Source organism: Streptomyces sp. NPDC029044 (genome assembly GCF_040637495.1).
Lineage (GTDB): Bacteria > Actinomycetota > Actinomycetes > Streptomycetales > Streptomycetaceae > Streptomyces.
This window is the reverse complement of sequence record NZ_JBEZWN010000001.1, coordinates 122,428-135,666: the sequence shown is the minus strand read 5'-3', so window position 1 is coordinate 135,666 and position 13,239 is coordinate 122,428. Positions and strand designations below refer to the sequence as shown.

12 protein-coding genes are annotated in these 13,239 nt (G+C 71.5%); 9 read left to right on the top strand and 3 right to left on the bottom strand.

What is annotated here, in order from left to right; all coding sequences use genetic code 11:
- Nucleotides 1–51 precede the first annotated feature (51 nt).
- Nucleotides 52–855, top strand: coding sequence for an exodeoxyribonuclease III (locus AB0E85_RS00615; RefSeq protein WP_361921004.1), 804 nt, complete (start codon nt 52–54; stop codon nt 853–855).
- Here the strand turns inward: AB0E85_RS00615 and AB0E85_RS00610 are convergent.
- Nucleotides 852–1,469: a MerR family transcriptional regulator gene (locus AB0E85_RS00610; protein WP_355834765.1), complete on the bottom strand. Its 618-nt coding sequence runs from the start codon at nt 1,467–1,469 to the stop codon at nt 852–854. The two genes, AB0E85_RS00615 and AB0E85_RS00610, sit on opposite strands and share 4 nt — an antisense overlap.
- 155 nt (nt 1,470–1,624) lie before the next feature.
- Here AB0E85_RS00610 and AB0E85_RS00605 point away from each other — a divergent pair, with 155 nt between their 5' ends.
- From AB0E85_RS00605 to AB0E85_RS00590, 4 genes are all read left to right on the top strand, one after another.
- Entirely contained in the window at nt 1,625–3,148 is a 1,524-nt protein-coding gene (locus AB0E85_RS00605) for an NAD(P)/FAD-dependent oxidoreductase (RefSeq protein WP_361921002.1), read from the top strand.
- A complete protein-coding gene (locus tag AB0E85_RS00600; RefSeq protein WP_361921001.1) occupies nt 3,145–4,068 on the top strand; it encodes an alpha/beta hydrolase in 924 nt (307 codons plus the stop codon). The genes AB0E85_RS00605 and AB0E85_RS00600 overlap by 4 nt, the downstream gene beginning before the upstream one ends.
- A complete protein-coding gene (locus AB0E85_RS00595) occupies nt 4,065–4,949 on the top strand; it encodes an SDR family oxidoreductase (protein WP_361920999.1) in 885 nt (294 codons plus the stop codon). Before AB0E85_RS00600 ends, AB0E85_RS00595 begins: the two co-directional genes overlap by 4 nt.
- A gap of 76 nt (nt 4,950–5,025) precedes the next feature.
- Nucleotides 5,026–5,244, top strand: a complete 219-nt coding sequence (locus tag AB0E85_RS00590) for a hypothetical protein (protein ID WP_161369811.1) — start codon at nt 5,026–5,028, stop codon at nt 5,242–5,244.
- Nucleotides 5,245–5,312: 68 nt separating this feature from the next.
- Here the strand turns inward: AB0E85_RS00590 and AB0E85_RS00585 are convergent, their stop codons facing one another.
- A complete protein-coding gene (locus AB0E85_RS00585) occupies nt 5,313–8,543 on the bottom strand; it encodes a S41 family peptidase (protein ID WP_361920997.1) in 3,231 nt (1,076 codons plus the stop codon).
- Between the two features lie 155 nt (nt 8,544–8,698).
- On the opposite strand from AB0E85_RS00585, the gene AB0E85_RS00580 reads away from it, so the two are divergent.
- Both AB0E85_RS00580 and AB0E85_RS00575 read left to right on the top strand, forming a co-directional pair.
- On the top strand, nt 8,699–9,298 hold the full coding sequence (locus AB0E85_RS00580; protein WP_361920995.1) for a TetR/AcrR family transcriptional regulator: 600 nt from the start codon (nt 8,699–8,701) through the stop codon (nt 9,296–9,298).
- A gap of 98 nt (nt 9,299–9,396) precedes the next feature.
- The gene (locus AB0E85_RS00575; RefSeq protein ID WP_361920993.1) at nt 9,397–11,598 is read left to right on the top strand and encodes an MMPL family transporter; all 2,202 of its coding nucleotides are present in this window, start codon (nt 9,397–9,399) and stop codon (nt 11,596–11,598) included.
- Between the two features lie 62 nt (nt 11,599–11,660).
- Here AB0E85_RS00575 and AB0E85_RS00570 read toward each other — a convergent pair whose 3' ends face one another.
- Nucleotides 11,661–12,062 (bottom strand): ATP-binding protein, encoded by a 402-nt coding sequence (locus tag AB0E85_RS00570; protein ID WP_361920991.1) that lies wholly within the window; start codon nt 12,060–12,062, stop codon nt 11,661–11,663.
- A gap of 137 nt (nt 12,063–12,199) precedes the next feature.
- On the opposite strand from AB0E85_RS00570, the gene AB0E85_RS00565 reads away from it, so the two are divergent.
- Both AB0E85_RS00565 and AB0E85_RS00560 read left to right on the top strand, forming a co-directional pair.
- Entirely contained in the window at nt 12,200–13,045 is an 846-nt protein-coding gene (locus tag AB0E85_RS00565; RefSeq protein ID WP_361920989.1) for a helix-turn-helix transcriptional regulator, read from the top strand.
- The gene (locus tag AB0E85_RS00560; RefSeq protein ID WP_361920987.1) at nt 13,042–13,227 is read left to right on the top strand and encodes a DUF397 domain-containing protein; all 186 of its coding nucleotides are present in this window, start codon (nt 13,042–13,044) and stop codon (nt 13,225–13,227) included. The genes AB0E85_RS00565 and AB0E85_RS00560 overlap by 4 nt, the downstream gene beginning before the upstream one ends.
- The last annotated feature ends 12 nt before the right edge of the window (nt 13,228–13,239 follow it).

The following is a 13,239-nucleotide window of genomic DNA, read 5'->3' as shown; positions in this document are numbered from 1 at the left end:
CGTATTCGATCCGGAACTGGACCCCGTCCAGGGTGCCGGTATCGTGCCGGGGTGCTCACTGTGACCTCTGTGAATGTGAACGGGCTGCGTGCCGCCGCGAGGAAGGGCTTCGTGGAGTGGCTCGCGGAGACCGAAGCCGATGTGCTGTGCCTCCAGGAGGTGCGCGCCGAGCCGGAGCAGCTGCCCGGGTCCGTGCGAGCGCCGGAGGGGTGGCATGTCGTGCACGCGCCGGCCGCCGCCAAGGGGCGGGCCGGGGTGTCCCTGTACAGCCGCCGCGAGCCCGACCGGGTCCGGGTCGGGTTCGGCTCGCAGGAGTTCGACGGCAGCGGGCGGTACGTGGAGATCGACCTGCCGGGGGTCACCGTCGCGTCCCTCTACCTGCCCTCCGGCGAGGTCGGCACCGAGCGGCAGGACGAGAAGGAACGCTTCATGGGCGAGTTCCTCGCCTACCTGAAGGGACTGCGGGAGCGTGCCGCCGCCGAGGGGCGCGAGGTGCTCGTCTGCGGCGACTGGAACATCGCCCACGAGCAGGCCGACCTCAAGAACTGGCGCGGCAACCAGAAGAACTCCGGGTTCCTGCCGGAGGAGCGGGAGTGGCTGACCCGGGTCCTCACTGCCGAGGACGGCGGCTACGTCGACGTCGTCCGCGCGCTCCATCCGGACACGGAGGGGCCGTACTCGTGGTGGTCGTACCGGGGGCGGGCTTTCGATAACGACAGCGGTTGGAGGATCGACTACCACGTGGCCACCCCGGGGCTCGCCGAGCGGGCGGTCAAGGGGTTCGTGGAGCGGGCGGCCACGCATGCGGAGCGGTGGTCGGACCACGCCCCGGTGACCGTCGTCTACGACCGTTAGGGCTTCCGCATCCTGCGGTCCAGCGCCAGTGACAGTTCCGCCTCCACCACGCTGCGGGCCAGGGGGCGCAGGCGGGGCAGGTCTTCCGGGGAGGCGTGGCGGAGGACCAGGGTGGTGAAGAGGTCGGCGAGGGCGTCGGCGTGGGTGCGGACCTGCTGGGCCGCGGCGAGGACCTCCGCGAGGGGGATGCCCTCGTGGACCAGGGCGGAGGAGACGTCCAGGAGGCGTCGGCTGACGTGGACGATCTCCCCGCCGTCGGTGCCGAGGTAGCCGAGTTCCATCGCGGCGGCGAGGTTCTCCGGGGTGGCTTCGCCGGCGAAGTGGTCGGCGAGTTCCTCGGGGGTGAGGTGGACCGGTTCCTCCTCGGTGGGGCCGCCGACGCCGAGCAGGTCGCCGACGTCGCGGCCGTGGTCGAAGGCCTCCGCCAGTTCCGCGATGCCGCTGAGGGTGTGGCCGCGCTCCAGCAGGGCCGTGATCGTGCGCAGCCGGGCCAGGTGCTGGTCGTCGTACCAGGCGATGCGGCCCTCGCGGCGGGGTGGCGGGATCAGTTTGCGTTCGCGGTAGAAGCGCAGGGTGCGCACCGTGATCCCGGCGAGGCGGGCCAGCTCTTCCATGCGGTATTCACGCTTCTCGGCCACCTGGGCACTTTAAGGCGTACCAGGGGTAACTTTCCTCGCCCCGCCCCCTACCCATCAGTACGCCGCTGCCCTACGCTCCCATTGCGCCAGTGTTCACTGGCATGGTTCTCGTGGTGTGTGGAGGTGTCGGCATGGGCGAGCGCGAACACGAGCATGTGCGGGTCGCGGTGGTCGGGTCCGGGTTCGGCGGGCTGGGGGCCGCCGTGCGGCTGCGTCGCGAGGGCGTCACCGACTTCGTCGTCCTGGAGCGGGCGAGCAGTGTCGGCGGCACCTGGCGGGACAACAGCTACCCAGGGTGCCGGTGCGACGTGCCGTCCCATCTCTACTCGTTCTCCTTCGCGCCCAACCCCGACTGGCCGCGCGCCTTCTCGGGCCAGGAGCACATCCGCGCCTATCTGGAGCACGTGACGGACGTGTTCCGGCTGCGTCCGCACATCCGCTTCGACTCGGAGGTGAAGCGGATGAGCTGGAACGCCGAACGGCTGTGCTGGGACATCGAGACCAGCAGCGGGAGCCTGTCGGCGGACCTGGTCGTGTCGGCGACCGGGCCGCTGTCGGACCCGAAGATCCCGGACATCCCGGGTCTTGACTCCTTCCCGGGTGAGGTCTTCCACTCGGCCCGCTGGGACCACGACTGCGATCTGCGCGGCAAGCGCGTCGCCATGGTGGGGACCGGGGCCTCGGCCGCCCAGATCGTGCCGGCCATCCAGCCGGAGGTCTCGCGGCTGACCCTGTTCCAGCGCACGCCGCCCTGGGTCATGCCCCGCGTCGACCGGAACATCAGCGGCGCCGAGCGGTGGCTGCACCGGCAGCTGCCCTTCACCTCGCAGCTCCGGCGCGGACTGCTGTGGGGGATCCGGGAGTTGCAGGTGCAGGCGTTCACCAAGCATCCCAAGCAGCTCGGCCTCGTCGAGGAGCTGGCGCGGCGCAACATGGCCCGTTCCGTCAAGGACCCGGCGCTGCGGGCGAAACTGACCCCGGACTACCGCATCGGCTGCAAGCGGATCCTGCTGTCCAGCGACTACTACCCCGCCCTCGCGCAGCCCAACGTGGACGTGGTGGCCAGCGGGCTCGCCGAGGTCCGCGGGTCCACCCTGGTCGCCGCCGACGGCAGCGAGGCCGAGGTGGACGCGATCGTCTTCGGCACCGGCTTCCACGTCACCGACATGCCCATCGCCGAGCGGGTCGTGGGCGCCGACGGGCGGACCCTCGCCGAGACCTGGAAGGGCGGCATGGAGGCCCTGCGCGGCGCCTCCGCGGCCGGCTTCCCCAACTGGATGACGATCATCGGGCCCAACACCGGCCTCGGGAACTCCTCGATGATCCTGATGATCGAGTCGCAGCTGAACTACCTGGCCGACTATGTCCGTCAACTCGACGTGCTCGGCGGCCGGGTGGCCCTCGATGCCCGTCCGGACGCGGTGCGTTCCTGGAACCACCGGGTGCAGGAGCGCATGCGGCGCACCGTGTGGAATACCGGCGGCTGCACCAGCTGGTACCTCGACGCGAGCGGCCGCAACACCACCATCTGGCCCGGTACGACCGGCGAGTTCCGGCGGGCCACACGGCGCGTCGACCTCGCGGAGTACGACGTCCTGCGGGCTCCCGCGGCGAGGAAGGGCACCGCGCAGGAGAAGGCCGGGGTGGAAGCGTGAGCCGCCTCCTGCACGTCGATTCCGGCCCCTACGCCCCGCCCGCTCCGGCGCGTGAACTGACGGCCGTCTCCGCCGACGGCGCCCGGCTGCACGTCGAGGTCCACGGGCCCGAGAGCGCTCCTGCCGTCGTCCTGGCCCACGGCTGGACCTGCTCCACCGCCTTCTGGGCCGCGCAGATCCGTGATCTCGCCGCCGACCACCGGGTCATCGCCTACGACCAGCGGGGCCACGGGCGCAGCCCCGCGAGCCCCGTGTGCAGCGCGGACGCGCTGGCCGACGATCTGGAAGCGGTCCTCGAAGCCACCCTCGCGCCCGGCGAGCAGGCCGTGGTCGCCGGGCACTCCATGGGCGGGATGACCGTCATGGCGGCCTCCGGGAGAGCCCCGTTCCGGGCGCACGCTGCCGCCGTCCTGCTGTGCAGCACGGGCAGTTCGCAGCTGGTCGCGGCCTCCACCGTCGTGCCGATGAGGGCCGGGCGGGTACGGACCTGGCTGACCCGGCGGATCCTGGGCTCCCGGGCCCCGCTCGGGCCGGTCACGCCGCTGGCTCGCCGCATTCTCAAGTACGGGACGATGGGCCCCGGTTCGGCCCCGGACATGATCGAGGCGTGTGCCCGGATCGTGCACGCCTGCCCCCGCAAGGTCCGTCACTCCTGGTCGCAGGTGCTGGATCTGCTGGACCTCGACCACGGCGTGCGCGCACTGGACGTGCCCACGGCCGTGATCGTCGGGACCGCGGACCGGCTCACGCCGCCGGTGCAGGCACGGGCCCTGGCCGCCGCGCTGCCGCACTGCACCGGCATCGTCGAGCTGCCCGGTGTCGGCCACATGACGCCCGTCGAGGCGCCCGAGCTGGTCACCGGCACCATCCGGGAGCTGGTCCGCACACACATCCAGGTCGTATCCGAGGAGAGCGCATGAGCAGGGTGAGCCTGGAAGGCAAGGTCGCCGTGGTGACCGGGGCGGCGCGCGGGGTCGGGGAGTTGCTGGCCCGCAAGCTCTCCGCGCGCGGGGTGAAGGTGGCGCTGGTCGGCCTGGAGCCGGACGCGCTCAAGCAGGTCTCCGGTCGGCTGCACGGCGACAGCGACCACTGGCACGCCGACGTCACCGACCACGAGGCGATGGCCCGGGTCGCGAGCGAGGTCGAGGAGCGCTTCGGGCGGGTCGACATCGTCGTCGCCAACGCCGGTGTCGCCACCGGCGGGCCCTTCGTCGATTCCGACCCGGAGTCCTGGCGGCGGGTGATCGAGGTCAACCTGATCGGTTCGGCGGTGACCGGCCGGGCCTTCCTGCCGTCGCTGCTGGAGAGCCGGGGGTATCTGCTCCAGATCGCGTCCCTCGCCGCGATCACCCCGGCGCCGATGATGAGCGCGTACTGCGCGTCCAAGTCCGGTGTGGAGGCGTACGCGCACAGCCTGCGGGCCGAGGTCGGGCACCGGGGTGTGAGGGTGGGCGTCGGGTACCTGTCGTGGACCGACACCGACATGGTGCGCGGGGCCGACCAGGACGATGTGATGCGGGAGTTGAGGCAGCGGCTGCCCTGGCCGTCGAACAAGACCTACCCGCTGGGGCCGGCCGTGGACCGGCTCGTGGAGGGCATCGAGCGCCGGTCGAGCCATGTGTACGGGCAGTGGTGGCTGCGCGGGATGCAGGGCGTGCGCGGGTACCTGCCCGGGGTCATCGGGACGGTGGGCCAGCGCGAGATGCGGCGGTTCGCGGACCGGCTGACGGGCATGCGCACGGGCCTGGTCGGGGCCGGTGGCGCGGCCGATGAACAGCAGCGCACTACGCTCCGTGAGTGATCGACATGCGCAGCGTCACGGCCCGTGTGAATCTGATCGAGCCAGATCCCCTCACCCCCAACGGGAGTGAACCCACATGGGTATGAAGGACCAGTTCCAGGAGAAGTCCGAGCAGTGGCAGAACCAGGCTCGCCAGAAGGCGGAGCAGGCTCGTGAGCAGGTGCCGGGCCGCAACCGCCGGCGCGACGAGGACATGGACCCCTCGCAGCCGCAGCGCGACCGTGAGCGCACGGAGCCGCACCGCGACCGTGAGCGCGAGCAGGAGGACCGCTTCGACCAGGACTTCGACGCCTGACGTTGCGTGCTGAGCGGACTGGGGCGTCCCCGTGCGGGGCGCCCCTTTCCCGTGTCCGGGCCCGGGCCTCACGTCCTGGGCGGCAGCTTCGGGCGGGAGCGGTCCGGTACGTCGCTGTAGGTCGGCGGTGTCGCGGGTGGGTTGCTCTCCAGCAGTCCGAGCGCCAGTTCCACCGCGTCGGTCAGCTGGGCGTGCCGCCCTTCGGCCCAGTCCAGCGGGGTGCGCAGGACGTCGATGTCGGGGGAGACGCCCTTGTTCTCCACCGACCAGCCGTAGGCGTCGAACCAGGCCGCGTTCATCGGCACCGTGATCACCGTGCCGTCGCCCAGTTCGTGCCGGCCGGTCATGCCGACCACCCCGCCCCAGGTGCGCTGCCCCACGACCGGGCCGAGCTTCAGCAGCCTGAACGCGGCGGTGATCATGTCGCCGTCGGAGGAGGTCGCCTCGTCGGCCAGGGCCACCACCGGGCCGCGCGGAGCGTTCGAGGTGTAGGACACCGGCTGGGCGTCGCGGGTCAGGTCCCAGCCGAGGATGGTCCGGCTCAGCGTCTCGATGACCAGCTCGCTGATGTGACCGCCGGCGTTGCCGCGCACGTCCACGATCAGGGCCGGGCGGGACACCTCCATGCGCAGGTCGCGGTTGAACTGCGCCCAGCCCGAGCCGCCCATGTCGGGGATGTGCAGATAGCCGCAGCGGCCTCCGCTCAACTCGCGCACCACCGCCCGGCGTTTGGCCACCCAGTCCTGGTAGCGCAGCGGCCGCTCGTCGACGAGCGGGACGACGGCGACCCGCCGGGAGGGGCCCGTGCCCTCCGCGGGGTCGAAGGTCAGCTCCACCGTCGTGCCGCCCGCGCCGGCCAGCAGCGGGTAGGGGCCCGCGTCCGGATCCACCGGGCGGCCGTCCACGTGGGTGAGGACCGCACCCTCCCGGATGCCCGAACCGGCCAGCGGGGAGCGGGCCTTGGAGTCGGAGGAGTCCCCGGGCAGGATCCGCTTCACGGCCCAGCCGCCGTTCCTGCGGACGAAGTTGGCGCCCAGCAGGCCCTGCCGGCGCTGGTAGTGGGGCGGGCCCTCGTTGCGCCGGGCGGCGGTGACGTAGGCGTGGGACGTGCCCAGTTCGCCGAGGACCTCGCGGAGCAGGTCGGCGAACTCGTCGGGGGAGGCGACCCGTTCGACCAGCGGGCGGTACTGGTCGAGCACCGCGTCCCAGTCGATGCCGCACATGCCCGGATCCCAGAAGTGGGCCCGGATCAGCCGCCCCGCCTCCTCGTACGACTGCCGCCACTCCGCCGCCGGGTCGGCCGTGTGCAGGATGCGGCGCGCGTCGATCCACACGGTGGAGTCGCTGTCGCTCTGCTCGCCCGCCGGGACCGCGCGCAGCTCGCCCTCGTCGACGATCACCAGCCGGCTGCCGTCGCCGCTGACGGCGAACCAGTCCAGGTGCTGGGCGAGTTCGGTCTTCCTGGCCTTGGTGATGCCGAAGTGCTCCAGGGTCGGCCGGCCGGTGGTGTCGTCGGGGTTGGCGAACGTCTCGCCGAGGGCGCCCGAGATCGGCCAGCGCAGCCAGACCAGCCCGCCGCCGGCCACCGGGTGCAGCGCGGAGTACTTGGAGGCGGCCACCGGGAACGGGGTGACGCGGCTCTCCAGGCCCTCGGCCTCGACGGTGACAGCCCCGTTGTCGCCGTTGTCGTCGTCCTCCACCGGGTCCAGGCCCCCGGCGGCCGGGCGGCCCTCGGGGTTCACCGCGAACGGGGAGGGCGTCGCGGAGGACAGCGGAACGAGGTACGGGCGGCAGCCCAGCGGGAAGGACAGGTCGCCGGTGTGCACGTCGTAGACGGGGTCGAAGCCGCGCCAGGACAGGAAGGCGAGGTAGCGGCCGTCGCGGGTGAAGACCGGGTTCTCGTCCTCGAAGCGGCCGTTGGTGACGTCGACGATCAGCCGGTCGGCGAGCCGGGCCATCTTGATCTGCCGCAGGGTCCGCCCGATGCCCGGGTGGGACCACGTCAGCCAGGCCCCGTCCGGGGAGAACGCGAGGTCGCGGACGGGTCCGTTGATCGACCGGATCAGCTCGGTGACCTCCCCGTCGGAGTCCTCCGTGACGTCGACGAGGAGGAGCCGGCCGTCGTGCGAGGCGACCGCCAGCCGCTCGCCCTCGGGGTCGCAGACCAGTTCGCGCACCCGGCCCAGCGCGCCCGGGGCGTGACGCCGGGGTGCCCGCTCGCCGCTCGCCCGGGGCAGGGAGGCGATCTCGATCGCGTCCTCGCCCTCCGCGCCGGTCACGTACGCCACGCGTCCGCTCGCGCCGAGCATCTCGGGCAGCCGCACCCGGACGCCGGGGGTGTCGGTGAGGGTGCGGGCGGGGCCGTCCCGGTGCGTCAGCCAGTACAGGCTGCCTCGCACGACGACGGCACTGGCCCGCCCGGTCTCGTCGACGGAGAGCCCGTCGACGTGCCGGGACGCCGCCACCTGGTAGGGGCGCCGCCCCGCCCGCGGCCCGCTGAGGCGTACGTCCAGCCGGCGCGGTTCGGAGTCCGGGGAGAGGTCGTCGACGATCCACAGGTCGCCCGCGCACTGGTACACCACCCGGGTGCCGTCGCTGGCGGCGTGCCGGGCGTAGAAGGCGTCGTGGTCGGTGTGCCGGCGCAGGTCCGAGCCGTCGTGGGCGATGGAGTAGAGGTTGCCGACGCCCTCGTGGTCGGAGAGGAACGCGATGCGGCCGCCGACGAACATGGGGGAGTGCAGATGGCCGCCGAGGCCTTCGAGCAGTCGTTCGCCGTGCAGCCAGAGCCGGCCCGTGGCGCCGCCGCGGTAGCGCTTCCAGGAGGCCGGTTCGTGCGGCGGGGTGCCGGTGAGCAGCAGGGACCTGCGCTCGCCGGCCACGTCGGCGACCTGGATGTCGGCGACCGGCCCCCAGGGCAGTTTGCGGCCCGGGTCGCCCGCGGGGGAGATCTTGTAGGCCCAGGTGAAGAAGGAGAAGGGCTCGCCGTGCGAGGCCACGGCCAGGATCTCGCCCTCGGGGGTCCAGCCGCAGACGCGGGTGTCGGCGCTGCCCCAGTGGCTCACCTGGCGGCCCGGGCCGCCGTCCACCGGGACGACGTGGACCTCGGGCACCAGGCTGCGCCAGCTCGTGTACGCGAGCCGGCGGCCGTCGGGCGAGAAGCGGGGGTGGCCCAGCTTGGTGCGGTCGACGGTGATCCGCCAGGCCCGGCCGGGTGCGTCGAGCGGGGCGAGCCAGAGGTCGTCCTCGGCCACGAAGCACAGCAGGTCGTCATGGAGGTGCGGCAGACGCAGATAGGTCACGTCCTCATGCTTTGCCGGGGGACGGACCGGGGCAACTCAAGGCAAAAGCCAGCCCGTGACCCAGCACACGTACGAAACGGTTTCGTTTTCATGAGCGGTGCGCTACCTTCGTGACGTACGAAACCGTGTCGTTCGGAGTCAGGAAGGTGAGCGAGATGACTGAGGTCGCCGCCGCGCGTCGCAGTCGGATCACCCCCGAGCGTGAGGCCGAGCTCTACACGGCCGTGCTCGACCTGCTCCGCGAAGTCGGCTACGACGCCCTCACCATGGACGCCGTCGCCGCGCGCACCCGGTCCAGCAAGGCCACCCTCTACCGCCAGTGGGGCGGTAAGCCGGAGCTGGTGGCGAAGGCGATCCGGCACAACAAGCCGGGCAACATCGCCGACATCGACACCGGCTCCCTGCGGGGCGACCTGCACGCCCTCACCTCCCGTGAGGACGACTGCACCATGCAGCAGAACGCCGCGCTGATGCGGGGCCTGTTCATGGCGGTGCACGCCAACCCCGACCTCCTCCAGGCGTTCAAGGAACTCCTCGTGGAGCCGGAGATGGAGGAGTTCCACCGGGTGGTGCAGCGGGCCGTCGACAGAGGCGAGGTCCGCGCCGACTGCCCGGCGCTGGACTACGTCGTCCACATGCTCATCGGCGCGTTCGCGACGCGCACGCTGATCGACGACCGGCCTCCGACCCAGCGGTTCCTCCTCTCGTACATCGACGCCGTGGTCCTCCCCGCCCTCGGCGTGCCCTCCGAGTAGTCCCCCTTAGCCAAGCCCCAACCTGACGTATCCGCTCACGTCGTCGGGCCGATCACCCCTGCCCTGAACACCCCACGACTGACCGGGAGTACGCCCTCGTGGCCACTTTCCTCTACAAACTCGGCCGGCTCTCGTTCCGGCGGCGGCACTTCGTCGCCCTGATATGGGTGGCGCTGCTGACCCTCGCCGGTGTCGGCGCGGCCGGCGCCCCCGCTGCGGGCAACAGCTCGTTCTCCATCCCCGGCACCGAGGCCCAGAAGGCCTTCGACCTGCTGGAGCAGCGCTTCCCCGGCACCAGTGCCGACGGAGCCACCGCACGCGTCGTCTTCAAGGCGCCGAGCGGCGAGAAGATGACCGACCCGGGGAACAAGGCGACCGTCCAGGAAACCGTGAAGGAGCTGTCCGACGGCTCCGAGGTCGTCCGCGTCACCGACCCCTACCAGGCGAAGGCCGTCAGCAAGGACGGCACGATCGCCTACGCGCAGGTGTCGTACAAGGTCTCCGGCATGGAGCTGGACGACGCCGCGAAGGACGCCCTCAAGGACACCGCGCAGGACGCGCGCGAGGCCGGGCTGACCGTCGAGATCGGCGGTGACGCGCTCCAGGCGGTCCCGCACACCGGCTCCAGCGAGATCATCGGCATCGCGGTCGCCGCGGTCGTCCTGGTCATCACCTTCGGCTCGCTGGTCGCGGCCGGGCTGCCGCTGCTGACGGCGCTCATCGGCGTGGGCATCGGCGTTTCCGCGATCACGGGCCTGGCCAGTGCGCTGGACCTCGGCTCGACCACCTCCATCCTCGCGATGATGATCGGCCTGGCCGTCGGCATCGACTACGCCCTGTTCATCGTCTCCCGCTACCGCGCCGAACTGGCCGAGGGCCGCGAGCGCGAGGAGGCGGCGGGCCGGGCCGTCGGCACGGCGGGCTCCGCGGTGGTCTTCGCGGGCCTGACCGTGGTCATCGCCCTGGTGGGCCTGTCCGTCGTCAACATCCCGATGCTGACGAAGATGGGCATCGCGGCCGCGGGCACGGTGGCCATCGCGGTGCTGATCGCCCTGACGATGGTCCCGGCCCTGCTCGGCTACGCGGGCCGCAAGGTCAGGCCGATGGGGGAGAAGGGCAAGCTCCTCGGCCGGGCGAAGAAGAAGGACCGGCCGGCCAAGCCGAACCTGGGCACGCGCTGGGCGAGCTTCGTCGTCCGCCGCCCGGTCGCGGTCCTGCTGCTCGGCGTCATCGGCCTCGGCGCGGCCGCCGTCCCGGCGACCTCCCTCGAACTGGGCCTGCCCGACGACGGCTCCCAGCCCACCTCCACCACCCAGCGCCGCGCCTACGACCTGTTGTCCGAGGGCTTCGGGCCGGGGTTCAACGGCCCGCTGATGGTCGTCGTCGACGCGAAGGACAGCGACGACCCCAAGGCGGTCTTCGCCGAGACCGGCGACCGGATCAGGGACCTGAAGGACGTCGTCACGGTCACGCCGGCGCAGCCCAACAAGGCCGGTGACACCGCCACCATCACCGTCATCCCCGGCTCCAAGCCGTCCTCCGTCACCACGGAGAACCTGGTGCACGGGATCCGGGACGCGGGCGCGGACATCAAGGCCGGCACGGACGCGAACGTCCTGGTCACCGGCAGCACGGCGATGAACATCGACGTCAGCGAGAAGCTCAACGACGCGCTGGTGCCCTACCTCGTGCTGGTCGTCGGGCTGGCCTTCCTCCTGCTGATCGTGGTGTTCCGCTCGATCCTGGTCCCGCTGAAGGCGGCCCTCGGCTTCCTGCTGTCGGTGATGGCGGCCCTCGGCGCGGTCGTCGCGGTCTTCCAGTGGGGCTGGCTGTCCGGCCTGATGGGCGTGGAGCAGACCGGGCCGGTCATGTCGATGATGCCGATCTTCATGGTCGGCGTGGTCTTCGGCCTGGCGATGGACTACGAGGTGTTCCTCGTGACCCGGATGCGGGAGGCCTACGTGCACGGCGAGAAGCCCGCGCAGGCCGTGGTCACCGGGTTCCGGCACGGCGCCCGGGTCGTCACCGCCGCCGCGGTCATCATGATGGCCGTCTTCGCCGGCTTCATCGGCTCGTCCGAGTCCATGGTCAAGATGATCGGCTTCGGCCTCGCGATCGCGGTGTTCTTCGACGCGTTCGTCGTCCGCATGGCCATCGTCCCGGCCGTCCTGGCCCTCCTCGGCCGCAAGGCCTGGTGGCTGCCCACGTGGCTCGACCGCGCGCTCCCCAACGTCGACGTGGAGGGCGAGGGCCTGCGCACCGCCTCCGGCGACGACGACAGGGAACCGGTCCGCGTCTGACGGGCCCGTACGAGGACCGGCCGGTGAGGGCACCGTGGGGACGGTGCGCCCTCACCGGCCTCTCATGCGAGCCCGCCTACTTCGGCCCACACCGTCTTGCGCGGGTGTGGGCCCGGAACCACGCCCCAGCGGTCGGCGAGGGCGGCCACCAGGAGGAGGCCCCGGCCGGTGGTGGCGTCCGGGGCCGGCCGGGCGGGGTGCGCAAGCCGGTCACCGCGCGTGTCCGTGACCTCGATACGCAAGGTGCCGCCGACGACGTAGAGCTTCAGCCGGAAGTCCCGCCCGGGGACGCGCCCGTGGGTGGCGGCATTGGCCGCGAGCTCGGCGACGATCTGCTCCGCAGGGTCCAACGGCAGCCCCCACGAGCGGAGTTGCTCCACGGCGAGGAGCCGGGCCAGCCGGGCTCCCCGCGGTGTAGGGGAGAGCAGCAGGCTGAAGTTGCGGATGGCGGTCTCGTGGTTCATGTGACTCAGCGTGGCGGAGTCCGCGCGCAGCGACCGGCCGCAGCACGTGTGCGTACCGCTACTGTCCGGAGCTTGTCTCGTGCTGTCTCGGCTGTCCCGGTCGTTGTACGGGTACGGCTGCGCGATGGAGGTGGGGCATGAACGAGGCTGTCGACGAGGCCGGCTGGGATGTCGAACCGGGCGACGAGATCGAGCCGCTGGTCCAGGCGGTGGGGAAGCTGCTGAAGGTGTGCCGCGAGGCGGCGGGCATGCGGGTCGCCGAACTGGGCGAGGTGCTCGGCTACGGCGAGGACATGATCCGCAAGATGGAACGGGGAGCACGGATTCCCCGACCGGAGTACCTGGACAGGGCGGACCGGGCGCTGAATGCCCACGGGCATCTGAGGGCGTTCACGAAGGACATGGAGAGGGCTCGGTATCCCAAGAAGGTGCGGGAGCTGGCGCAGTTGGAGGAGCGGGCGGTGGAGATGCTGCTCTACAGCCACCACAACATCCACGGGCTGCTCCAGACGCCGGAGTATGCGAGGGCGCTGTTCGAAATGCACCAGCCCGCATATACGCCGAGCGAGGTCGAGCGGGGAGTGGCCGCGCGTGCGGCCCGGAAGTCGGTCTTCGAGCGGGAGCCCGCCCCCACGCTCAGTTTCGTCCAGGAGCAAGTGACGCTCGAACGCCCTCACGGTGGGAGAATGGTCCTGCGTCGACAGCTCGAATACCTTTTGGAGGTAGGGCAGTTGAGGAACGTCATGCTCCAGGTCATGCCAACCGACCGTGAGGAGCACGCGGGAATCCAAGGGCTGATCGAGGTGCTGAAGTTCGCCGATGGCACGGCGATCGGACGCTCCGGAGGGGCGTTCAACGGCCGCCCGGTCTCAAGTCCTCGGGATCTTCGCATCCTTGAGCTGCGCTATGGAATGATCCGGGCGCAGGCTCTCACGCCGAGGGAGTCGCTGGCCTTCATCGAGCGGAAGCTGGGAGAACTATGAGTGTCCCGGAACTCCACTGGTTCAAGAGCAGCTACAGCAGCAGCAGTGACATAAACGACTGCGTCGAGGTCGCCCACACCCCCGCCATGATCCACGTCCGGGACTCCAAGACCCCGGGGACTCCCCACGTGACGGTCGCCTCCGCCACGTGGGAGTCGTTCCTCGCGTACGTCACCGAGTGACAGCCGGCCCGG

Coding starts and splice junctions, on each gene's coding strand:
- AB0E85_RS00590 (WP_161369811.1), top strand. CDS start 5,026: ATGGGTATGAAGGACCAGTTCCAGGAGAAGTCCGAGCAGTGGCAGAAC.
- AB0E85_RS00580 (WP_361920995.1), top strand. CDS start 8,699: ATGACTGAGGTCGCCGCCGCGCGTCGCAGTCGGATCACCCCCGAGCGT.
- AB0E85_RS00570 (WP_361920991.1), bottom strand. CDS start 12,062: ATGAACCACGAGACCGCCATCCGCAACTTCAGCCTGCTGCTCTCCCCT.
- AB0E85_RS00610 (WP_355834765.1), bottom strand. CDS start 1,469: ATGGAAGAGCTGGCCCGCCTCGCCGGGATCACGGTGCGCACCCTGCGC.
- AB0E85_RS00565 (WP_361920989.1), top strand. CDS start 12,200: ATGAACGAGGCTGTCGACGAGGCCGGCTGGGATGTCGAACCGGGCGAC.
- AB0E85_RS00605 (WP_361921002.1), top strand. CDS start 1,625: ATGGGCGAGCGCGAACACGAGCATGTGCGGGTCGCGGTGGTCGGGTCC.
- AB0E85_RS00595 (WP_361920999.1), top strand. CDS start 4,065: ATGAGCAGGGTGAGCCTGGAAGGCAAGGTCGCCGTGGTGACCGGGGCG.
- AB0E85_RS00560 (WP_361920987.1), top strand. CDS start 13,042: ATGAGTGTCCCGGAACTCCACTGGTTCAAGAGCAGCTACAGCAGCAGC.